At 71.5% G+C, this 21,457-nt stretch carries 21 protein-coding genes; 9 read left to right on the top strand and 12 right to left on the bottom strand.

Annotated elements, in window-relative coordinates; genetic code table 11:
• Positions 1 to 83: 83 nt before the first annotated feature.
• The 5 genes from OHT52_RS19410 to clpS form a co-directional block, all read right to left on the bottom strand.
• A complete protein-coding gene (locus OHT52_RS19410; protein WP_328721451.1) occupies positions 84 to 212 on the bottom strand; it encodes a putative leader peptide in 129 nt (42 codons plus the stop codon).
• Positions 213 to 441: 229 nt separating this feature from the next.
• Positions 442 to 864: a M67 family metallopeptidase gene (locus OHT52_RS19405; RefSeq protein WP_328721450.1), complete on the bottom strand. Its 423-nt coding sequence runs from the start codon at positions 862 to 864 to the stop codon at positions 442 to 444.
• A 179-nt stretch (positions 865 to 1,043) separates the two neighbouring features.
• The gene (locus tag OHT52_RS19400) at positions 1,044 to 2,474 is read right to left on the bottom strand and encodes an amino acid permease (RefSeq protein WP_328721449.1); all 1,431 of its coding nucleotides are present in this window, start codon (positions 2,472 to 2,474) and stop codon (positions 1,044 to 1,046) included.
• A gap of 377 nt (positions 2,475 to 2,851) precedes the next feature.
• Positions 2,852 to 3,463, bottom strand: coding sequence for a DUF2017 domain-containing protein (locus tag OHT52_RS19395; protein ID WP_328721448.1), 612 nt, complete (start codon positions 3,461 to 3,463; stop codon positions 2,852 to 2,854).
• Positions 3,464 to 3,534: 71 nt separating this feature from the next.
• A complete protein-coding gene (gene clpS, locus OHT52_RS19390) occupies positions 3,535 to 3,852 on the bottom strand; it encodes an ATP-dependent Clp protease adapter ClpS (protein ID WP_266704862.1) in 318 nt (105 codons plus the stop codon).
• 79 nt (positions 3,853 to 3,931) lie between these two features.
• Between clpS and OHT52_RS19385 the strand changes: the two genes are divergently transcribed.
• The gene (locus tag OHT52_RS19385) at positions 3,932 to 5,260 is read left to right on the top strand and encodes a nicotinate phosphoribosyltransferase (protein ID WP_328721447.1); all 1,329 of its coding nucleotides are present in this window, start codon (positions 3,932 to 3,934) and stop codon (positions 5,258 to 5,260) included.
• A 140-nt stretch (positions 5,261 to 5,400) separates the two neighbouring features.
• Positions 5,401 to 5,997 (top strand): isochorismatase family protein, encoded by a 597-nt coding sequence (locus tag OHT52_RS19380; protein ID WP_328721446.1) that lies wholly within the window; start codon positions 5,401 to 5,403, stop codon positions 5,995 to 5,997.
• A 58-nt stretch (positions 5,998 to 6,055) separates the two neighbouring features.
• On the opposite strand, the gene OHT52_RS19375 is transcribed toward OHT52_RS19380, so the two are convergent.
• Positions 6,056 to 6,400, bottom strand: a complete 345-nt coding sequence (locus tag OHT52_RS19375; RefSeq protein WP_328721445.1) for a hypothetical protein — start codon at positions 6,398 to 6,400, stop codon at positions 6,056 to 6,058.
• Positions 6,401 to 6,523: 123 nt separating this feature from the next.
• Positions 6,524 to 8,875, bottom strand: a complete 2,352-nt coding sequence (locus OHT52_RS19370) for an immune inhibitor A domain-containing protein (protein WP_443046803.1) — start codon at positions 8,873 to 8,875, stop codon at positions 6,524 to 6,526.
• Between the two features lie 408 nt (positions 8,876 to 9,283).
• On the opposite strand from OHT52_RS19370, the gene OHT52_RS19365 reads away from it, so the two are divergent.
• Positions 9,284 to 9,568, top strand: coding sequence for a hypothetical protein (locus tag OHT52_RS19365; protein ID WP_328721443.1), 285 nt, complete (start codon positions 9,284 to 9,286; stop codon positions 9,566 to 9,568).
• Between the two features lie 44 nt (positions 9,569 to 9,612).
• Here OHT52_RS19365 and OHT52_RS19360 read toward each other — a convergent pair whose 3' ends face one another.
• Complete coding sequence (locus tag OHT52_RS19360; RefSeq protein WP_328721442.1) at positions 9,613 to 10,284, bottom strand: RDD family protein; 672 nt, start codon at positions 10,282 to 10,284, stop codon at positions 9,613 to 9,615.
• Positions 10,285 to 10,413: 129 nt separating this feature from the next.
• The gene (locus tag OHT52_RS19355) at positions 10,414 to 11,982 is read right to left on the bottom strand and encodes an RDD family protein (RefSeq protein ID WP_328721441.1); all 1,569 of its coding nucleotides are present in this window, start codon (positions 11,980 to 11,982) and stop codon (positions 10,414 to 10,416) included.
• Positions 11,983 to 12,196: 214 nt separating this feature from the next.
• On the opposite strand from OHT52_RS19355, the gene OHT52_RS19350 reads away from it, so the two are divergent.
• Positions 12,197 to 12,688, top strand: coding sequence for an SsgA family sporulation/cell division regulator (locus OHT52_RS19350; RefSeq protein WP_328721440.1), 492 nt, complete (start codon positions 12,197 to 12,199; stop codon positions 12,686 to 12,688).
• 16 nt (positions 12,689 to 12,704) lie between these two features.
• Here OHT52_RS19350 and OHT52_RS19345 read toward each other — a convergent pair whose 3' ends face one another.
• On the bottom strand, positions 12,705 to 14,081 hold the full coding sequence (locus OHT52_RS19345; RefSeq protein WP_328721439.1) for an FAD-binding oxidoreductase: 1,377 nt from the start codon (positions 14,079 to 14,081) through the stop codon (positions 12,705 to 12,707).
• Between the two features lie 97 nt (positions 14,082 to 14,178).
• Between OHT52_RS19345 and OHT52_RS19340 the strand changes: the two genes are divergently transcribed.
• Positions 14,179 to 15,903 carry a tetratricopeptide repeat protein gene (locus tag OHT52_RS19340; RefSeq protein WP_328721438.1) on the top strand — a complete coding sequence of 575 codons (1,725 nt, stop codon included), beginning with the start codon at positions 14,179 to 14,181 and terminating at the stop codon, positions 15,901 to 15,903.
• Positions 15,904 to 15,926: 23 nt separating this feature from the next.
• Here the strand turns inward: OHT52_RS19340 and OHT52_RS19335 are convergent, their stop codons facing one another.
• A complete protein-coding gene (locus tag OHT52_RS19335; RefSeq protein WP_328721437.1) occupies positions 15,927 to 16,736 on the bottom strand; it encodes a DUF4097 family beta strand repeat-containing protein in 810 nt (269 codons plus the stop codon).
• Positions 16,737 to 16,821: 85 nt separating this feature from the next.
• The gene (gene hppD / locus OHT52_RS19330; RefSeq protein ID WP_328721436.1) at positions 16,822 to 17,967 is read right to left on the bottom strand and encodes a 4-hydroxyphenylpyruvate dioxygenase; all 1,146 of its coding nucleotides are present in this window, start codon (positions 17,965 to 17,967) and stop codon (positions 16,822 to 16,824) included.
• A 134-nt stretch (positions 17,968 to 18,101) separates the two neighbouring features.
• On the opposite strand from hppD, the gene OHT52_RS19325 reads away from it, so the two are divergent.
• Genes OHT52_RS19325 through OHT52_RS19310 form a run of 4 tightly spaced genes read left to right on the top strand, consistent with a single transcriptional unit; the run spans position 18,102 to position 21,371 of the window.
• Positions 18,102 to 18,575, top strand: coding sequence for an Lrp/AsnC family transcriptional regulator (locus OHT52_RS19325; protein WP_328721435.1), 474 nt, complete (start codon positions 18,102 to 18,104; stop codon positions 18,573 to 18,575).
• Positions 18,576 to 18,593: 18 nt separating this feature from the next.
• Complete coding sequence (locus OHT52_RS19320) at positions 18,594 to 19,241, top strand: ABC transporter permease (protein ID WP_327176034.1); 648 nt, start codon at positions 18,594 to 18,596, stop codon at positions 19,239 to 19,241.
• Positions 19,234 to 20,499 carry a betaine/proline/choline family ABC transporter ATP-binding protein gene (locus tag OHT52_RS19315; RefSeq protein ID WP_327176035.1) on the top strand — a complete coding sequence of 422 codons (1,266 nt, stop codon included), beginning with the start codon at positions 19,234 to 19,236 and terminating at the stop codon, positions 20,497 to 20,499. The genes OHT52_RS19320 and OHT52_RS19315 overlap by 8 nt, the downstream gene beginning before the upstream one ends.
• A complete protein-coding gene (locus OHT52_RS19310; RefSeq protein ID WP_328721434.1) occupies positions 20,496 to 21,371 on the top strand; it encodes an ABC transporter permease in 876 nt (291 codons plus the stop codon). The genes OHT52_RS19315 and OHT52_RS19310 overlap by 4 nt, the downstream gene beginning before the upstream one ends.
• Positions 21,372 to 21,457 lie beyond the last annotated feature (86 nt).

Below are 21,457 nucleotides of genomic sequence, written 5' to 3'. Positions count from 1 at the left end.
CCTGTCGGAAGCGGGGTGGCGTGGCGCGCGTTTCAGCACCCGCGCGGGTGGTGGTACGTGGGGTGGGGCGCTGGGGCCGGTACTCAGGCCTTGGGCCCGGTGGGCAGGCTGCGACCGGGACAGATCGCGCTGGAGAGCCTGCACAGGTCGACGTGCAGCCGCGCGACGAGCAGTGCGCCCGGCGTCATTTCGCTCACGTCATGGGGAACCATGCGGTCATCGTATCGATTCCCGTTCGGGAAACCCGAGTGTGATCTCACATCTCGGAACAAGACCGTTCAGTATGCGGACCTTTGGTGTCGCGCGACCCGTCCGGCGACCGCCGCGCGGCCCGTCCGGCCCTGCCGTCGGCGGCGGGACGCACGAGGGCGGCGGGGCCGTCGGGGCCCCGCCGCCCGTGGATCGCCTCACGTCGCCTCCGCGCGGGCTCCGCGCGCCGGCTCAGTACGCCGCGACGATCTCCACGTCTTCCTCGGTGATCACACCGTCCACGATGCGGTACGAGCGGAACTGGAACGGGCCCGCCTCGTCGGTGTCGGCGGTGGAGACGAGGACGTAGTGGGCTTCCGGCTCGTTGGCATAGGTCACGTCGGTGCGCGAGGGGTACGCCTCGGTCGCCGTGTGCGAGTGGTAGACGACGACCGGCTCTTCGTCGCGGTCGTCCATCTCGCGGTAGAGCTTGAGGAGGTCGCCCGAGTCGAACTCGTAGAACGTGGGCGAGCGGGCGGCGTTGAGCATCGGGATGAAGCGCTCGGCGCGGCCCGTGCCGGCCGGTCCCGCGACCACGCCGCACGCCTCGTCGGGGTGGTCGGCGCGGGCGTGGGCGACGATTTTGTCGTACAGGTCCTGGGTGAGGGTCAGCATGGCGCCCAGGATAAGCAGGCGGGTCCCGGTCCACCGAGGTGCGGTGGACCGGGACCCGGTCTGCCGGCCGCCGGGGCCGTTGGGGCGGCCGGGCGGTCCGCGGGAGAGATGGTCCGAGGTGCGGCGGTACGTGCCGCGCGGTGGGGAGTTGGACGCCGGCGGGGTGTGCGGAACCGGGGTCAGCGTTTGGCGAACGCCGCGTTCCGCGGGTCGCGCGCCCTGAGCGCCAGGTAGGAGACACCGAGGAGGAGCGCCCAGAACGGGGCGCAGTAGAGCGAGATCCGGGCGTCCTTGTCGACGGCCATCATCACGACGACCATGCCGATGAAGGCGAGCGCGAAGGCGCTGGTGTACGGGGAGCCGGGGGCCCGGAAGGTGGAGTGCGGGAGTTCGCCGCGGTCGGCGCGGGCGCGGTAGCGGAGCTGGCTGACGAGGATCATGATCCAGGCCCACATCCCGGAGATGGTGGCGAAGGAGACGACGTAGGTGAAGGCCTGGCCGGGCCACTGGTAGTTGATCCAGACGCCGACCAGCATCAGGGCGGCCGAGAAGGTGGTGCCGACGAGCGGGGTGCCGCTGCGGGTGAGCCGGGTGAAGGTGCGCGGGCCCTGGCCGTTGAGCGCGAGGTCGCGGAGCATGCGCCCGGTGGAGTACATCCCGGAGTTGCAGGACGACAGGGCGGCGGTGAGGACGACGAAGTTGACGATTCCGGCGCCGATCCCGAGGCCCATCTTCTCGAAGGTGGCGACGAACGGTGAGACACCGGGCTGGAACTCGGTCCACGGCACCACCGACAGGATCATGATCAGCGCGCCGACGTAGAAGACGGCGATGCGCCAGGGCACGGTGTTGATCGCCTTGGGCAGGACGGTCTGAGGATCCTTGGACTCCCCCGCGGTGACTCCGACCAGTTCGACCGCCAGGAAGGCGAACATGACGATCTGCAGGGTCATCAGCGTGCCGCTGATGCCCTGCGGGAAGAATCCGCCGTCGGACCAGAGGTGGCTGACGGAGGCGGTGTCGCCGGCGTCGGAGAAGCCCAGGGTGAGGATTCCGGCGCAGATGAGGATCATGCCGGCGATGGCGGTCACCTTGACCATCGAGAACCAGAATTCGAGCTCGCCGAAGAGCTTCACGGAGATGAGGTTGACGCCGTACAGGACGAGGGTGAAGAACAGCGCCGAGACCCACTGCGGGATGTCGAACCAGTAGGTCATGTACTGGGCTCCCGCGGTCACTTCGGTGATTCCGGTGACGACCCAGAAGAGCCAGTAGGTCCAGCCGGTGACGAATCCGGCGAAGGGGCCCACGAATTCGCGTGCGTACTCGGAGAAGGAGCCCGACACCGGCCGGTACATGAGGAGTTCACCGAGGGCGCGCATGATGAAGAAGATGACCAGGCCCGCGACGGCGTAGGCCAGGATCAGACTGGGTCCGGCTTTCGCGATGGCCTTGCCCGCACCGAGGAAGAGCCCGGTGCCGATGGCTCCGCCGATGGCGATCATCTGGATCTGACGGGCACCCAGGCTGCGCTGGTACCCCTCGCCGCTCCCGTGAGCGTCGGCGGCGTCCCGCTCGGGCTGCCCGCTGTCGACCTCTGCGGATGTCATGTCACTGCGCCTTTCTCCACGACGGACCGCGGCCGTGTGGGGCCGTGGACCGTGTCCTGTTCCCCCCGGAATGGATGGAGTGCCGCCGGCGGTCGGCCTGCGGACAGCGCCCCCGGGAACAGGGATGGCGCCCCCGGCGGTCGTGAAGATGTATCACGGCCATGTCAGGACACCCTCGGACATTCTGTGGCGCAGACCACAGGAAAAAGCGGACAAGCGTTTCCGGCCGCTGCAAAAGCGGCCGTTCGGGTGACGGGATCGTTATGCGGATTTGAGCGTCGTCTGAGCTGCCGGTCGCGCCGCGCGGGGAGCGGGGGCCGCCCTGCGGTTCCTGGCGGGTGCGCGACGAACCGCGGGTCCGCCCTCACCTGCCGGGGTCAGGACATCAGCGCTTCGAGGAGCGTCTCCTGGAGGGCGCCGAGCCAGAGGTAGGCCAGCACCATCGGCTTGCGCGGGTCGCTGTCGGGGAGCCGGTAGAGGGAGCCCTCCTGGCCCTGGTCCTCGTCGCTGACCTCCAGCCGGGTGCCGATGGTCAGGCGCAGGTCGTTGAGGGTGCCGAGCCACTGGCGGGCCTGGTCGGCGGTGAGTCGCAGCTCTCCGCCACCGCCTCCGCCGCTCTCCCCGCCCTCGCCGTCGTCGCCGGTGGAGAGGGAGTCGAGGCAGCGGACGACGGCGAGGGCGTCCTCGCGCTTGCGGGCGCGCAGGTCGACCTCGGTGAAGCGGCGGAACTCCGAGGACGCCTCGCGCAGTTCCTTGTCGTCGTCGCCGTACGCGTCCGGGAAGAGACGGGCGAGGGCGGGGTCGGAGGGCGGTTCGCTGGGGCCTTCGGCGAAGAGCGCCGCGAGCGGGTCGGCGCCGTCGGCGGCCTCGTCCCCCGGCCCGACGAGTTCCAGCAGTTGCACGGCGAGGGAGCGCAGGATGGAGATCTCCACCTCGTCGAGCGCGACGGCCGCGCCGCCGTCGGGGGTGGCCTCGAAGTGGCCGGCCATGGGGGTCTCCGATGGTGGTGGGGCGGGAGTTCCGGGAGTTCAGGGGTGCGGCGAGCGGGGTACGGGCGGGCTCAGTTGCGGTCCTGGGTGAGTGTGGCCCAGAGCCCGTAACCGTGCATGGCCTGGACGTCGCGCTCCATCTCCTCACGGCTTCCGCTGGAGACGACGGCGCGGCCCTTGTGGTGCACGTCGAGCATGAGCTTGTGGGCTTTGTCCTTGGAGTAGCCGAAGTACGCCTGGAAGACGTACGTCACGTAGCTCATGAGGTTGACGGGGTCGTTGTGCACCAGCGTCACCCAGGGGACGTCGGGCTCGGGGACGGCGAAGGTCTCTTCGGCCGACTCGGGACGTTCGATTTCTACGGGGGAAGCGACGCTCACCCCTCCCATGCTGCCACTCGACGGGGCACCGCGCACAAACCGACCCACATCTCGTCACTCTGACGAGATGTGGAGTAGCATCCCTGCCATGAACTCAGCGGACCTGGGGCGACGGGTGGGAGTGCCGTCGACCGCACTCTTCACCGACCAGTACGAACTCACGATGGTGCAGGCGGCCCTCAAGGCGGGCACCGCCGACCGGCGCTCCGTTTTCGAGGCGTTCACCCGGCGGCTTCCCGAGGGGCGGCGCTACGGCGTCCTCGCGGGGACCGGGCGGGTGCTGGACGCCGTGGAGAACTTCCACTTCGACGACGAGATGATCGCGTTCCTGCGTCAGCAGGAGATCGTGGACGAGCCGACGCTCGCCTGGCTGGCGGACTTCCGCTTCAGCGGTGACGTCTGGGGCTACCCGGAGGGCGAGGTCTACTTCCCCGGTTCGCCGGTGCTCCGGGTGGAGGGCTCCTTCGCCGAGTGCGTGCTGCTGGAGACGGTGGTGCTGTCGATCCTCAACCACGACTCGGCCATCGCCGCCGCCGCGTCCCGGATGTCGGCGGCCGCCGCAGGCAGGAACCTCATCGAGATGGGCGCGCGCCGTACGCACGAGCTGGCGGCGGTCGCGTCCGCCCGCGCCGCGTACGTCGGCGGTTTCCACACCACCTCCGACCTGGCGGCGGGTTTCCGCTACGGCATCCCGACCGTGGGCACCAGCGCGCACGCCTTCACCCTGCTGCACGACACCGAGCGGGACGCCTTCCGCGCGCAGGTGGAGTCGCTGGGCCGGGGCACCACGCTACTGGTGGACACCTACGACGTCGCCGAGGCGGTCCGTACGGCCGTGGAGGTCGCCGGTCCCGAGCTGGGGGCCGTACGCATCGACTCCGGGGATCTGCTGCTGGTCGCGCACCGGGTGCGGCAGCAGCTGGACGAGCTGGGCGCGACGGAGACCAAGATCGTGGTCACCTCGGACCTGGACGAGTACGCCATCGCCTCGCTGGCCGCCGCCCCGGTGGACGCGTACGGGGTGGGCACGCAGCTGGTCACCGGCAGCGGCAGCCCCACCTGCTCGATGGTCTACAAGCTGGTGGCGCGTGCCGCGTCCGCCGATCCGGCCGATCCGCTGCTGCCGGTGGCGAAGAAGTCGATGGGCGCCAAGTCGTCGGTGGGCGGGCGCAAGTGGGCGGCCCGCCGGGTGGACGCGCGGGGCGTCGCCGAGGCCGAGGTGATCGGTACCGGACCCGTGCCGGCGGAGCTGGCCGACAGGCAGCTGCTGGTGGAGCTGGTGCGCGGCGGCGAGGTGGTGGCCCGGGAGTCGCTGGAGGCGGCCCGCGAGCGGCACATCGCGGCGCGCGCCGCGCTCCCGATGTCGGCGCTGCAGCTGTCCCGGGGCGAGCCGGTGCTGGCGACCGAGTACGTCTGAGCTCGGGCTGGGGCCGGCCGGTCCGTGCCGGACGGGCGCCAACGCCTCCCGTGCCCGAGCCGAATTGCTTAGGGTGTGTCCGGTGCTCGGTACCCCACCCCCCGTCACGTCATCCGCTCCCCCACCGAAGGACACCCGCCATGCACCGCGCGTTGATCGTCGTGGACGTTCAGAACGATTTCTGTGAGGGCGGCAGCCTCGCCGTGGCGGGCGGCGCCGACGTCGCCGCCGCGATCACCGATCTGATCGGTGAGGCCCAGGCCGGTTACCGCCACGTGGTGGCCACCCGTGACCACCACGTGGACCCGGGCGACCACTTCTCCGCCACGCCCGACTTCGAGCACTCGTGGCCGGTGCACTGCGTCGCCGGTACGGAGGGGGTGGGCTTCCACCCGAACTTCGCGCCCGCCGTGGCCTCCGGGGCGATCGACGCGGTGTTCGACAAGGGGGCGTACGCGGCGGCGTACAGCGGTTTCGAGGGGCTCGACGAGAACGAGGTGGGGCTGGCCCAGTGGCTCCGCGACCACGAGGTCACCGAGGTCGACGTGGTCGGCATCGCCACCGACCACTGCGTGCGGGCGACCGCGCTGGACGCCGCGCGCGAGGGCTTCACCACCCATGTCCTGCTGGACCTGACGGCGGGTGTCGCGGCGCCCACCACCGTGCGGGCCCTGGAGGAGCTCCGCGCCGCGGGTGTGGAACTCTCCGGCGAGCCGGTCGTCGCCCGCCCGGAGTGAGAATCCGGCCGGAGTGAGCCGCCCGGCCAAAGAGCGGCCCGTCCGGCCGGTTCACGGCCTACGCGGCGGGCCTGGCCGGCCCCGGGTGGCCGGCCGGGCCCATCAGCGCGCGTATGGGGTGCCAGAGCTCCTGGGCGGCCTGCGGGGCGTCCCGCCAGAGCAGGCCGTCCGGGTGGTGCAGCACCGCCGTGATCTCGTCCGGGGTGGGCGGCTGGGTGTTGCCCCGGAGGTAGACGGCGCGCAGCCCGAGGTTGCGCAGCCGGGTGAGGGCGCGGGCCCGGTTCGCCGCGTGGACGAGTACGCGTACGGGGGCGCCGGGACGGGCCCCGTGGGGCGGACGGGCCAGGGTGAGTGCCACCACCACCGAGCCGTCCGGCAATCTGCTGAATCCTCCGCCTGCCATGGTTCGCGCTCCCCCGTGAGACGTCGTGTCAATAAGGATCGGAATAAGAGGCACCTAAACACGATCGGCCGCTGCCCGCCAGGGGGCAACGGCCGATCATGTTCTGACCTGCGGTGATGCGGATTACTTGGCCGAGGGGCCGACCTTCACGGTGATCGTCGAGCCGCTGAGCGGCTCGTTGACGATGGTGAGACGCGTGTTGGTGTCAGCGACCTTGACGCTTCCGGTCGGGTTCTCGGCGTACCAGTAGGTGCCCTTGTGGTCGTCGAAGAGCGGGACGCCGAGGGTCGGCTTGATCTTCAGCGCCACGTCCGCGTTGTGCAGCGTGAAGCCCTGGTTCGGGTACCAGCTGAACGGGGCGTCGAACGGTTGGATCTTGTTCCTCAGGATCGTTCCGTCGGTCCACTTCAGCGGCTTGGCGTGCGAGTCCACCGGCAGGATGAGACCCGTGCCCGGGTGGACGGACGTGTTGTTGTCGACCTCCGAGGTGTCCCAGAGCCAGACCATCAGGCCGTTCTGGTACGCGTAGTGCTCGACCCAGTCCGGGCGGGTGGTGGAGAACCCGAAGTTGTACGGGCCGACCTTGAGGGTCTCGTCGTACGAGGTGTACTGGCGGTTCTCCGCGATGTAGTACTGCGGGTAGTCGTTGGTGAACGACCCGCCGATCCGCGAGAAGCCCTTCGACGTCCAGCCGTTGTCGTCGCCCTCGGCGTCGTCCGAGAAGATGACGGCACCGTCGGCGCTGATGGTGAGGGCGTCGGCGGTGAAGCCCTTTCCGGCCACTCCGCCGTCGGAGGAGTAGCGGAAGCGGAGGTCGATCTTCTTGCCCGCGTAGGCGTCGAGCGGGAACGACAGCTTCTTGTAGGCACCGGAGACGTCGGTCAGACCGGGCTTGTCACTGGCGTCGCGCGGCAGTTCCTTGCCGTCGACCGTGCCGTCGATGGCGGTCCAGTTGGTGCCGCCGTCCGTGGACACCTCGGTGTAGAGGTAGTCGTACTCGGCCTCGATGTCGTACCAGCCCGAGAAGTCGAGCGAGGCGGACGTCTTGCCGGTGAGGTCGACCGAACGGGTCAGCGTGTTCGACAGGTTGTCGCCGCTGCCGCTCCACCACTGCTTGGCGCCCTGGGCCGGCGCGACGACGGTGGTCGTGACCTCCTTGTCGGGGAGGTTGACGACCAGCGCCTGCTTGTTGGCGGTGTTGTACTCCGAAACGCCCAGCTTGTGCGTGGAGTTGGTCGCGGCCTTCGCCGTGTCGTAGTCCAGCCAGCCGAGTTGCAGCTTGTCCCAGGCGGTCATGTCGCCGGGGGTGTCGCCGATCTCGCCCTGGCCCCGGCCGAGCCAGGAGCCGGCCGACATCAGGGACCAGAACCCGACCGAGTTCTCGCCGCCGCCGGAGGTGTCGTAGAGGTCCGGCAGGCCGAGGTCGTGGGCGTACTCGTGGGCGAAGACGCCCAGTCCGCCGTTCTCGGGCTGGACGGTGTAGTCGCCGACCCAGATGCCGGTGTCGCCGATCTGCGCACCACCGGCCTTGTTGGCGGCCGGACCGGTCGCCCCGGCGTTGGTGCCGTACGCGTACCAGCGGTGCGCCCAGATGGCGTTCTCGCCCTGGACGCCGCCGCCCGCCGACTCGTCCTCGCCGGCGTGGACCATCTGGAAGTGGTCGATGTAGCCGTCGGGCTCGTTGAAGTTGCCGTCGGCGTCGTAGTCGTAGCGGTCCCACTGGTCGTACTGGGCCAGGTCGGCCTTGATCTGCTCCGTGGTGGAGCCCTTGGCCTTCTGGTCCGCGGTCCAGGCGTTGACCCCGTCGCGGACGGCGTCCCACACGCTGGCGCAGCTGCTGGCTCCGCAGTAGTTGGAGCCGTACCGGGCTTCGTTGTAAGGGATCTTGACCCAGTCGGAGACCTCGCCGTTGACCGAGTAGCGGCCGGAGGAAGTCTTCTCGTAGTACTTGGTCAGCGAGTTGGAGGACGCGCTGGTGCCGAAGTACAGCTCCTGGAAGTGCGCCTGGTTGTAATCGGCCTGCCAGGCGGTGCTGTTGTCCTTCTTCGGGTCCGGCTCGGCGATCTGGTTGTGCGCCGGACCCGGCGTACCGCCGTACTTGACGACCGGCGCCTCGGGTCCGGAGCCGTCCGGGTCGAAGAGGGTCGAGTTGTCCACCTGGTCACCGAACTCGACCAGGATGGTGAAGATCTTGTCGGTCTTCTCGCGGCCGAGTTCGACGTACTTCTTGTTGTCGAGCTTGACGACCTTGGAACCGTTGCGGTCGGTCACCTTCTTGTCGCCCGAGATGACCTGCTCCAGAGCAGCCTGGCGCTCGCTGTTCTGCTTCTCGCTGAACGGGCCTTCGAGGTTGTGGTCCTCGGCCTTCTCCGGAGCCGGGTCCCGGCTCTCGGCGAGGGACGTGCCTGCCGATGGCGTCGGCTGCGCCGCCTGCGCGACGAAGAACGTCGACGCGGTGGCGGCACTCGCGGCCATGGCCACGACAACCGCAGCAGCGCGGATGCCGCTTCTCTTACTGGTCACCTGATGTCCTCCCCGGGCGTTCGCGTGCGCGGCCAGGGGGTGTTTGAGGGCCGCGCGCACGTGGACGCGTCACAAGTGACGACATTCGATCGGAGTTGCTGGAGAAAAGACAGATCTTGACTTGAACCGGCCAAGTGCACTATGCAGGAGCCGCCTTCCGGTATCCGGACAATCGATGTTCGGCCAACCGGCGCGTCGTTCAGCCACCTTGGCACATGTCGTGAGCCAATGCGCCCCCCGTGCACCGGCGTTGGGGGTTAGGTCATGCTTATCCGTGGCCCGCACGGGCATCCACCGTCGTAGAACCGTCCCGATGCGCGGGCGGGTCCACATCCGACGACCTCCAGGACGGATACCGCCATGCCGCGTCCGACTGCCGCACAACTCGTCTACGGTTGCGCCACCGTCGTCCTTGTCACGTTCGCCCTGCTGCTCGTGTCCGGCGCCTCGTCGTCGGCCACCGTGGGCGCCGTCTGCCTCGCGGCGCTGGCCCTGGGGGTACTGGTGGCGGTGACCGCCCCCACGCTCCGCCGGGCCCGGGGCCCGGTCCCGGCCGGTGCCCCCCGCCCGTACCGGGCCGTCGCCCGCACGCCCCGGGAGGGCGAGGCGGCCGAGGAGCGCGCCGGCCGGCGCGTGCGGCGCTGAGCCTCCGCGCGGCGTCCTCCGCTCGCGCACGGGCGGCGCACCGCTCAGCCGGCACTGACCACGACCGTCTTGGCCGCCTTGTCCTGCAGGCCCTGCCGGTACGGCTTGTCGGTGAACATCAGCACGATGTTGATCAGCCACCACAGGCACGGGCAGCACAGGAGCGCCGGGAGCCAGAGCACGACCGCCCGCATCAGCGAGGCGTTGGTGGGGGGCACGCTCCCGTCGCTCAGCATCGCGACGCGCAGCTTCAGCAGCCTCTTGCCGAGGGTACGGCCGTCCTTGTGCGTGAAGTAGGTGTCGTACCCGACGTAGCAGACCAGCGCGATCAGTGACCAGATCAGCTGGTGTCCGCTGTACGTGTTGGTGACGGCGTTGCCCACGTCGCTGTCGCCGTTGTCGGAGGTGACGTCGACCGCGCCGCCGAAGGGCAGCGAGATCAGATAGAGCGGGATCGAGATGATCAGGAAGTCGATCAGCCGCGCCAGGATCCGCACTCCCGGCGCGCCGAGCGGCGGCATCCCCGCGAGCGGGTCCGCCCCGCCGTACGGGCCGCCGCCGTACGGTCCCGGGTCGTAGGGCGGCGGGGGCGGCGGAGGCGGCGGAGGCGCGCCGTCGTACGGCGAGCCCGACGACGGCGGTGGGTCCTGGGGCTTCTTGAGGAACGGATCGTCGTCCTCGGGCGGCTGGCCGGGCGTCGGCGCGTCGTTGCTCATGCGGGCAGTGCACCCCGGCCCGCACCGCCCCGCAACGGCTCAGGTGCTTTCGAGTGACGGACCGTCAGCCACCGGGGGCGGGCGACGGCCACGCCCGCCGCCTCGCGGCGGACCGCAGGTGACAGGCGGTCAGCCCGCCACGAAGGTACGGGCCGCCTTGTCGTGCCAGCACTGGCGCCACGGGCGGTCGAACAGGCACCACGCGGCGTCGAGCACACCGATCACCAGCAGCCCGAGGAGACCGTGGACGAGCCAACGCCGCAGCGCGGCACCCAGGGTGGGCACGTCCTGGGACTCGACGTCACGCACCTGGATGCCGAGGAGCTTCTTGCCGAGCGTCCGGCCCCACTTCGCGGTCGGCAGGGCCTCCAGCAGGAAGCCGACGACGAGGAAGGCGGCGAGGACCCCGCCGAGCTGTCCGGCGGTGGTGGAGTCCAGCAGATGGACCGTCACCGTGCGACCGGAGAGTTTCGCGGCCTCGATCTTGGCGTCCATGTGGTCGATCGCGGCGGTGACCAGCGGGAACCCCGCCGCGCCGACGAGCGCGCCCAGCACCACCGTGTCCAGGAACCGGGCGACGAACCGCCGGCCGAGCCCGGCGGGCCGGCCCGCCGACTGGGCGCGGGCCATCTGCTGGAACGGGTCGTCCACCGGCGGCTTCCACGGCACGACCGGCTGGTCCGGCGCCTGCGGCCCGGCCGGGGCGGGGCCGCCGAAGGGACCGGCGGGAGCCGGTGCCTGCTGGGCGGCCTGCGGCTGCTGGTACCCCAGCGGGGGGTGCTGCGCCTGCTGGGGCGGCCGGGTCTGCTGGAGCGGCTGGGCCTGCTGCGGCTGGGCCCAGGAGGCGGCGCCCTGTCCGGGACCGGCCTGCGCGCCCGGGGCTTGGAAGGCCTCGCGTACGGGAGCGGGACCCTGTTGCTGGACGGGCCGCTGCCGCTGGGGACCGGCGGGCGGCAGGTACGGGGAGGGAACGGGGGCCGGGCGGATCTCGCCGGGCGGGGCGACGGGGGCGGCCCCCTCCCGGCCCGCCGCGCGCACGACCGCGCCGTCGGAGGACGGGGCGCCGGAGGACGGGGCGCCGGAGCGGGCGTCGGAAGCGGTGTGGACCGGGCCGTCGTGGCCGCCGTCCCGTCCGGCGGGCAGCGCGGCCGGTGCGGCGCCGTGCGGCAGCGCCGGGCGGCGCGGGTCCTGGCCCGTCTCGGCGAAGGCGCGCGGGTCGGCGCCGCGGACGCCCTGCCCGGGCACCTGGCCCTCGCCCGGCCGGCCGCCGCCCCAGGAGACGCGCCGGTCGGCGTCGTCGCCGAAGCCGGCCTGCCGGGAGGTGTCGGCCTGCCACGCGGAGGCGGGCTCGGGGTGGTGGGCGCGTTCGACGGGGAGGCCGCCCGGGTGGACGGGGGCCTGCTGGGAGGGGTCGAACCGGGCCGTACCGGCGGCTTCCTGGGCCGCTTCCTCCTCGTCGAAGAAGACCGGGCCGGTCTCCTCCACGGGGGCTGCGGCCGGGGCCGCGCCCTGGTGGTGGGTCGCCACGGCCGCTCCCGCGGCGGAGGAGGCCGTCGCGTCCTGCCCCGGTGCGGGGCGGCTCGTCCCGGGAACCCACGAAACGCCGTTCCAGTACCGGACGTAGCCGGGGATGGAGGGGTCGGGGTAGTACCCCTCGCGGGGGCGGTCCTCACCGGGTGCCGGAGTTGGCGCGCTCATCAGCGGGTCCCGTATCTCTTCGTAGCCGCAACACAAGAGTCAACATCTATCAGACCACCGCCTTCCCCCGGGCCGGTCCTGGTGTTTGGGCCACTTTCAGGTCCCGTCGAAGATTTTCTCTTCAAGTCGCGTCATCGCGGACGGGGAGCGCGCTCTCTCCTTGTGCGGGCCGGTCGCGGGACCGGTCCCTGGGCATCGAAAGGTCGTGCATCTCATGGGCAACGTCGTGGAACGTGAGCTGGAACTGAAGCTGGTCCTGTCGCCCGAGCGCTCCATTCCCGTACCCGCCCGGTTGACGTACCGGGCGGACGACCCGTACGCGGTGCACATCGTCTTCCACGTCGGGTCCCAGTCGCCCGTGCACTGGACGTTCGCCCGGGAGTTGCTGATGGAGGGTGTGTTCCGGCCGTGCGGGCAGGGGGACGTACGGATCTGGCCGACCAAGGTCGGGCTGCGCGACGTCATCTGTGTCGCGCTGAACTCCCCCGACGGCAACGCCCTGCTGGAGGTTCCGTCCACCTCGGTGTCGGCGTGGCTGGAACGGACCCTCGGCATGGTCCCGCCGGGGACGGAGAACGAGGGCCCCTGGGGCGAGGCCGTCGACCGGGAGCTCGCCGAGCTGCTCTCCCCGCTGCCCGCCGACGATCTGTGGCTCGCCGATCCGTTCGGCCCCGACGAGGCACCCCAGGACACCGACGAGACCTGAGAACCCGTCCGGTGGCTCAGAAGAGTTTGCCCGGGTTGAGGATGCCGAGCGGGTCGAAGGCAGCCTTGATCCCGCGCTGCACCTCGATTCCCACCGGGCCGAGTTCCCGGGCGAGCCACTCCTTCTTGAGGACGCCGACGCCGTGTTCGCCGGTGATGGTGCCGCCCAGTTCGAGGCCGAGCGCCATGATCGCGTCGAAGGACTCGCGGGCCCTGCGGGATTCGTCGGGGTCCGCGGGGTCGAAGCAGACCACGGGGTGGGTGTTGCCGTCGCCCGCGTGGGCGCAGACGCCGATGGTGAGGCCGTACTTCTCCGCGACGGCTGCGGTGCCCTCGATCATCTCGCCGAGCCTGGAGCGCGGTACGCAGACGTCGTCGATCATGGTGGCCGGCCTGACGGTCTCCAGGGCGGGCAGGGCCATGCGCCGCGCCTGGAGCAGGAGTTCGGACTCGGCGGCGTCGTCGGCCGGCACCACTCCGGTGGCTCCGGCCTCGGTGCAGAGCACCCCGACCGCGGCGAGATCGGCGGGGGCGTCGGGCGTGTCGAAGGCGCAGAGGAGGAGCGCCTCGGTGGATTCGGGCAGGCCCATGTGGGCCGTCGCGTTCACCGCGCGGACCGTCGTACGGTCCATCAGTTCGAGGAGTGAAGGGGCGTGTCCCCGCTCCATGATCCGGCAGACGGCGTCGCAGGCTGCCGCCGCCGAGGGGAACTCCGCGGCGAGGACGAGTCGGCGCGGCGGCTTGGGGCGGAGCGCGAGGACCGCCTTGACGACGATCCCGAGGCTGCCCTCGGAGCCGACGAAGAGCCGGGTGAGGTCGTATCCGGCCACGCCTTTGGCGGTGCGGCGGCCGGTGGTCAGGAGCCGCCCGTCGGCGAGGACGACGTCGAGGCCGAGGACGTACTCGGCGGTGACGCCGTACTTGACGCAGCACAGGCCGCCGGAGGCGGTGCCGATGTTCCCGCCGATGGTGCAGGTCTCCCAGCTGGAGGGGTCCGGCGGGTAGGAGAGGCCGTGTTCCGCCACCGCGCGGGAGAGGTCGGCGTTGACGACGCCCGGTTCGACCACGGCGATCCGGTCGACGGCGCTGATCTCCAGGATCCGGTCCATCTTCACCAGGGAGAGCACGACGCAGCCCTCACTGGCGTTGGCGCCGCCGGAGAGGCCGGTACGTGCCCCCTGCGGCACCACCGGTACGCGCAGCGCGTGCGCGGTGCGCATGACGTGCTGGACCTGCTCGACGGTGCGCGGGAGCACGACCACCAGGGGTGCTCCGGCGTCGCAGAAGCTCGCCATGTCGCGCGCGTACGACGCGGTGACGTCGGGGTCGGTGAGGAGGGCCTCGGCGGGCAGGCCCGCCCGAAGCCGTGCGAGGAGATCGTCCCGGTCGTCCATGCCTCCAGCCTGGCACCCGGCGGCCAATGGTGTGAACCCGTCTGCGGCGACAGTTCCGGAGCCCGGTGCGCTCTCCGAGCTGACGCAAAGTGATCGTATGGATGTCATGCCGCAGCAGGACCCGGATGCCCGCACGATGCCGTCCGCTCAGCCCCTCCCGCAGGACGGGCCCGGCCGGGACGCTCCGCCCGAGGCGCAGCTCCCGCCCCCCGACGTACCGCCTCCGCCCTCCGGCTTGCGTACCTCGCTGCGGCGGGCCGCGGTCGGGGCGGTGGCCGCCGGGGTGCTGGTGGCGGGTGCGCTGGTGGCCGTACCGGAGGACGACCCGGCCCCCGCCGCGGCGCCGGGAGCGGCGGACCGGGCCAGGTCGGCGGCGACCGCCGGGGCCCCGGCCTCGCTCTCCGACCTGACCGCGCTGATCGGCGACCGGCAGAGCTGGGTGCGGAGCCACCCGGCGGACGCCCCGGCCTGGGCGGCGCTCGGTTCGGCGTACGTGGAATGGGCCCGCCGGTCCGCGGACTTCGGGTACTACCCGCGCGCCGAACAGGCGCTGAAGCGCTCGCTGGCGGCCGTGCCGGGAGACCGCGGCAACAGTGCCGCCTGGGTGGGGCTGGCCGAACTCGCGGTCGCCCGGCACGACTTCCTGGCGGCGAAGAAGTGGGGCGAGGCGGTCCGGGACCGCGGCCCCGGGGCGTCGGTCGCCTGGGCGGTGTACCCGGCGCTGATCGACGCGTACCACGGGCTCGGCGACTCGGAGGCGGCAGCCACGGCCACCGAGAAGTTCGCCGCCCTGCGCAAGGGCGCGCCCGCGCTGGGCCGTACCGCCGAGCTGTACCGCGACCGGGGCTGGCGCGAGGACGCGCTCGCCGCCGCGCAGGAGGCGTCGGAACGCTCCGGCACCCCCGCGCAGAAGGCGGAGGCGCTGCACCGCCTCGGGGACCTGGCCCGCGAGCGCGGCGAGTCCGGGGAGGCGCTCGGGCAGTACGACGCGGCGCTCTCCGTCGACCACGGCCACCACGCCTCCCTCGCCGGCCGGGCGCGCGCACTGACCGCCCTGGGCCGGACCGACGAGGCGATGGCGGAGTACCAGCGGGTGCTCCAGCGCCTCCCGCGTCCCGAGTACGCCCTCGAACTCGCCGATTTGTACCAGTCGTCGGACCTCGACGGGGACGCCGCCAGCCAGTACGCGACGTTCCTGAGGATGGCCGCTTCGGCGGAGCGGAACGGGGTGGACGAGACGCTGCCGCTGGCCCGTTACGAGAGCGAGCACGGCGAGGCGGAGGCGGCCGTGGGGCGGCTGCGCGCCGCCTGGGACGAGCAGCGACGGAACGCGGAGGTCGCGGACGCGCTGGGCTGGGCCCTGCACCGGGCCGGCCGGACGGAGGAGGGGCTTGAGTACGCCCTGAAGGCGGCCGACAGCGGGGTGCGCAGCGCCTCGTACGCCTACCACCTGGGGGTGATGGAGGCGGCCGTGGGCGACACCGGGGCGGCCCGTCGGCATCTGGCGGAGGCCCTGCGCACCGATCCCGCGTTCTCGCCGCTGGACGCCCCGGCGGCCCGGGCGGCGCTGGAGGAGCTGGGCGAGCCGGCCGGGGGCGGACCGGAGGACCTGCGGCAGCCGCACGGCCTCGACGAGGCGGCCCACGAGCGGCGGGAGGCACCGGCCGCACCGGCGAAGCCCGCGCCCGTGGCACCTCCGGCTCCGGCCGCACCGGCCGTACCGGCACCGAAGGCCTCCGCCGGGCCCGCTCCCGCGCCCTCCGCGGCACCGGCGGCGTCCGCCGCGTCCGCCGGCTCGAAGAACGGTGACCCGGCCGCCTGACGTCGGTCCGGCCCGTGGCGCGGTCAGTCGCGGGTCGCGGTGGCGTCGCCGTTGACCGTGCTGAGCGTCATGGCGGGCCCGCTCCGCTCGGCGGTGGTCGGCAGGGTCACCGAGGTGGTGCCGTTGCGTGTGGTGGCGGCGACGCGGTAGGCGGGGGCGGTGTGCGGCAGCGACACCCGGAGCGATCCGTTGGTGGTGGCGGCGGTGAGCGGGGACGGCGAGGTGGCGCTGTCGAGGGTCACGTCCCCGTTCACCGTCTCGGCGTGCAGCCGGCCGGAGCGCAGGGTGCCGGCGCGTACGGACCCGTTGCGGGTGGCGAGTCGTACGGTGGCGCCGTCCCGGCCCGACCGGACGACGGTGACGTCCCCGTTGACGGTGGTCAGGTCCAGCGGGGCGTCGATCCCGGCGACGTCGATGCCCGCGTTCCTGGCGGTGACGGTGACGGAGGCGACGGCGGGCACCTCGATCGCGGGCATCCGGGGGCACGACCCGTCCCCGTCCCGGCCGCCGTCCGCACCGTCCCCGTCCCCGTCCCCGTCCACGTCACCGTCCGCTTCGTGGCAGGTGAGGTCGAGCACCCAGGTGTCGTCCCGGTGCGACCAACGGGCTTGGACGTGGGGGTCGGTGGCGGTGTGGTCGCCGTCGGCCGGACGCAGTCGCACCCCGTTCTCCGTGGTGATCACCAGCCGGGTGTCCCCGGAGAGCTCCGGGGGCGCGTCCGCACCGGAGCGCACCGGGACGTCCCGGTCGTGTCCGCCGCATGCCGCGAGGAGGGGGAGTACCACCAGCAGGGGGGCCAGGCGGTGGATCCGCCGGGAGGAAGTGGCGTTCATGGTGGCCGTCTTCCCCGGGACCGGCCGCCCATGACAGGCGGGAGCCCGCGCCCCTGCGGAGGGGTGCGGGCTCCCGCGTCCTGGGTCAGAGGTTGCCCCGGCGCTCCTGTTCGCGCTCGATGGCCTCGAAGAGGGCCTTGAAGTTGCCCTTGCCGAAGCCCATCGAGCCGTGCCGCTCGATCATCTCGAAGAAGACGGTCGGCCGGTCCTGCACCGGCTTGGTGAAGATCTGCAGCAGGTAGCCGTCCTCGTCGCGGTCGACCAGGATCTTCAGTTCGCGCAGGGTCTCCACCGGGACCCGTGTCTCACCGGCCCACTCGCCGAGGGTGTCGTAGTACGAGTCGGGGGTGTCCAGGAACCGCACGCCGGCGGCGCGCATCGCACGGACGGAGGCGACGATGTCGTCGGTGGCGAGCGCGATGTGCTGGACACCGGCGCCGCCGTAGAACTCCAGGTACTCGTCGATCTGCGACTTCTTCTTCGCGACGGCCGGTTCGTTGATCGGGAACTTGACCTTCAGGGTGCCGTCCGCGACGACCTTCGACATCAGGGCGGAGTATTCGGTGGCGATGTCGTCGCCGACGAACTCCTTCATGTTGGTGAAGCCCATGACCTGGTTGTAGAAGGCCACCCACTCGTCCATCCGGCCGAGTTCGACGTTGCCGACGCAGTGGTCGACGGCCTGGAAGGTGCGCTTGGCCGAGGGCTCGACGATCGGCTCGGCGGCGGCGAAGCCCGGGAGGTAGGGGCCGTCGTAGCCGCCGCGTTCGACGAGGGTGTGGCGGGTGGTGCCGTACGTGGCGATGGCCGCGAGGACGACCGTGCCGTGCTCGTCCTTGATCTCGTGCGGCTCGGTGATGCCGCGCGCGCCGTGCGCGACGGCGTAGGCGTACGCGGCGCGGGCGTCGGGCACCTCGATGGCGAGGTCGATCACGCCGTCGCCGTGGGCCGCGACGTGCTCCTCCAGGAAGGTGCCCCAGTCGGTGGACGCCTTGACCACGGAGGTGAGGACGAAGCGGGCGGAGCCGTTGGTCAGGACGTAACTCGCGGTCTCGCGGCTGCCGTTCTCCGGTCCGGAGTAGGCGACCAGCTTCATGCCGAAGGCCGTCGAGTAGTAGTGCGCGGCCTGCTTGGCGTTGCCCACGGCGAAGACGACCGCGTCCATTCCCTTCACCGGGAAGGGGTCGGCCTGCCGGGCGGTGTCGGGCGTGGTGTGCAGAGTCTCTGTCATGTTCCGAGGCTCCCCTCGCGCGGCAAGGTGCGCAACAGTTCGTGATTTCGCTGCACAATCCGTCCAGTGACCGGCCAGTATGAGCGGGCTGTCTGTACATGATGACCATCACATCCGAAGGGCCGGGGCGCACCGTGGGAATCGACCGACTGGACGGGGAACTGATCGTGCTGCTGGCCCGGGAGCCCCGGATCGGGGTGCTGGAGGCGTCCCGGCGGCTGGGGGTGGCGCGCGGGACGGTGCAGGCGCGCCTCGACCGCCTTCAGTCGAATGGAGTCATCCGGGGGTTCGGGCCCGAGGTGGATCCGGCGGCGCTCGGGTACCCGGTCACCGCCTTCGCGACGCTGGAGATCAAACAGGGTCAAGGCGCCGATGTGCGGGCCCACTTGATGGGCGTACCGGAGGTGCTGGAGCTGCACACGACGACCGGGCACGGGGACATGCTGTGCCGGCTCGTGGCGCGGTCGAACGCCGATCTCCAGCGCGTCATCGACCGGGTTGTCGGTTTTGATGGCATCGTCCGGGCCTCCACGGCGATCGTCATGGAGAACCCCGTCCCGCTGCGCGTCATCCCGCTCGTGGAGCAGGCCGCGAGGGACACCGACTGATCCGAGGGAGTGCGTCGCTTGAGCTTCTGGGAGTACGTGACGACCCGGCACCAGCAACTGCTCACCGACGCCTTCCAGCACGTCAGCGCCGTCTTCCAGTGCATGGTCATCGCGACGGTGCTGGGGGTGGTGATCGGGGTGGTCAGCTACCGCAGCGGCTGGGGCGGTTCGTTCGCCATCACGTCGACGGCGACGATCCTGACCATCCCCTCGCTGGCGGCGATCGGTCTGCTGATCCCGCTGGTCGGGCTGGGTGTGGCGCCGACCGTGATCACGCTGACGATGTACGGGCTGCTGCCCATCGTGCGTAACTCCATCGTGGGGCTGCGCGGGGTGGACCCGTCGCTGGTGGACGCGGCGAAGGGCATCGGGATGTCGCGGATCGCGCGGCTGTGCCGGGTGGAGCTGCCGCTCGCCTGGCCGCCGATCCTCACCGGTATCCGGGTCGCCACGCAGATGCTGATGGGCATCGCCGCGATCGCCGCGTACGCCTCGGGGCCCGGGCTCGGCAACGAGATCTTCCGGGGCATCGCCTCGCTGGGCAGCGCCAACGCGATCAACCAGGTCCTCGCCGGCACGCTCGGCATCGTCATCCTCGCGCTTCTCTTCGACGCCGCGTACGTGCTGCTCGGGCGGCTGACCATTCCCAGGGGGATCCGTGTCTGAGACCGCTGCCGACGCCACCGCCGAGCCGGAGGCGGCGGCCGAGACCTCCGGGGCGACGATCCAGCTGGAGAACCTCACCAAGCTGTACCCGGGCAACCCGAACCCGGCCGTGGAGAACGTCTCCATGGACATCAGGGCGGGCGAGACGGTGATCTTCGTGGGCCCGTCCGGTTGCGGCAAGTCGACCACGCTGAAGATGATCAACCGGCTGATCGAGCCGACGTCCGGCCGGATCAGGATCGGCGACGAGGACGTCACCGACATGGACCCGGTGAAGCTGCGCCGGAAGATCGGGTACGCGATCCAGTCCTCGGGGCTCTTCCCGCACATGACGGTCGCCGACAACATCGCCCTCGTACCGAAGATGGTCGGCTGGTCGAAGCGGAAGGTGAAGGACCGGGTCGAGGAGATGCTCGACCTGGTCGGGCTCGACCCCCGGGAGTTCCACGGCCGCTACCCGCGCCAGCTCTCCGGCGGCCAGCAGCAGCGTGTGGGCGTGGCGCGGGCGCTCGCCGCCGACCCGCCGGTGCTGCTGATGGACGAGCCGTTCGGTGCCGTCGACCCGATCACCCGCGACCACCTCCAGGACGAGCTGATCCGGCTCCAGCACGAGCTGCACAAGACGATCGTGTTCGTCACCCACGACTTCGACGAGGCGATCAAGCTCGGCGACCGGATCGCGGTGCTGCGGGAGCGTTCGCACATCGCGCAGTTCGACACCCCGGAGGCGATCCTCACCAACCCGACCGACGACTTCGTCTCCGGGTTCGTCGGGGCGGGCGCGGCGCTGAAGCGGCTCAACCTCACCCGGGTCCGGGACGTGGTCGTCGCCGACTTCCCGACGGTGACGGTGGACGACCCGCTCCAGGACATCTTCAACAAGCTGCGCAGCGGCCCGCACAACGAGCTGCTGATGCTGGACCGCAAGAACCGCCCCTACAAGTGGCTGCGGCGCGGCGACCTGATGCGGGCACGCGGCTCGCTCGCGCGGGCGGGACAGCTGGTGCACGACACGGTGACCCGGGACGCGACGCTGCACGACGCGCTGGAGGCGGTGCTCACCGACAGCGGCGGGCGGGCCGCGGTGACGGGGCGGCGCGGGGAGTTCGTCGGGGTGGTGGACATGAGCACCCTGATGGACAACGTGCAGGAGCTGCTGGAGGCGGACCGGCTCACGGCGATGGAGCACCAGCACCAGCTGGAGGAGCTGCGCAGCCATCAGACGGAGCAGGAGCTGGAGGGGGGTGGCGGCGCATGAGCCCCAGCAGCCGCCAGGACCGCGACTCGTCCGGCCGGGACGCGATGCCGGACCGGCCGGCGGGCGAGCACGACGTCAAGGGGGTGGCGTTCCGGGACGAGGAGAGCGAGCCGCCCCCTCCCCCGGCGCGTCCGCCGCGCCGGATCACCTGGCAGAAGCTGGTGGTGCTGCCGCTGGTTCTGGCGGCGGTGCTGGTGGCGACGTACTTCTGGATCAACAACGTCACCCTGGACTCGATCGCGGAGAACTCGATCGCGGGTGACACGGTGGAGCTGCGCTGGTGGCAGCACGTACGGCTGACGGCGATCTCGACGTTCTGGGTGCTGATCATCGCGATTCCGCTGGGCATCGCGCTGACCCGCAGGGGTCTGTCGCGGTCCGCTCCCCTCTTCACCGCGATCGCCAACATCGGCCAGGCCACCCCGGCGATCGGCCTGCTGGCCCTGCTGGTGATCTGGCTGGGCATCGGCCCGTCGACGGCGATCACCGGCATGGTGATCTACGCGGTGCTGCCGGTGCTCTCCAACACGGTGGCGGGGCTCAAGTCGATCGATCCGACGCTGGTGGAGGCGGCGCGGGGCATCGGGATGTCGGGGACGGGGACGCTGGCGAAGGTGGAGCTGCCGCTCGCCGTCCCGCTGATCCTGGCCGGCGTCCGTACGGCCCTGGTGCTGAACGTGGGTACGGCGACGCTGGCCACGTTCGGCGGCGGTGGCGGGCTCGGCGACCTGATCACCTCGGGCATCCAGACGCAGCGCATGCCGGTGCTGGTGCTGGGATCGGTGCTGACGGTGGTGCTCGCGCTGCTGGTGGACTGGCTGGCCTCGCTGGTGGAACTGGCGCTGACGCCCCGCGGACTGGAGGCACCGTGAGGGCGCGGGCGGTGGGAGCGCGGGCGGGCGCGGCCCGGACGGTGACCGGCGTGGCCGGGGCCGTGGTGCTGGCGCTGGCGCTCGGC

It is taken from the genome of Streptomyces sp. NBC_00247 (assembly GCF_036188265.1).
GTDB lineage: Bacteria > Actinomycetota > Actinomycetes > Streptomycetales > Streptomycetaceae > Streptomyces.
This window is presented reverse-complemented; position numbering and strand designations above follow the sequence as displayed.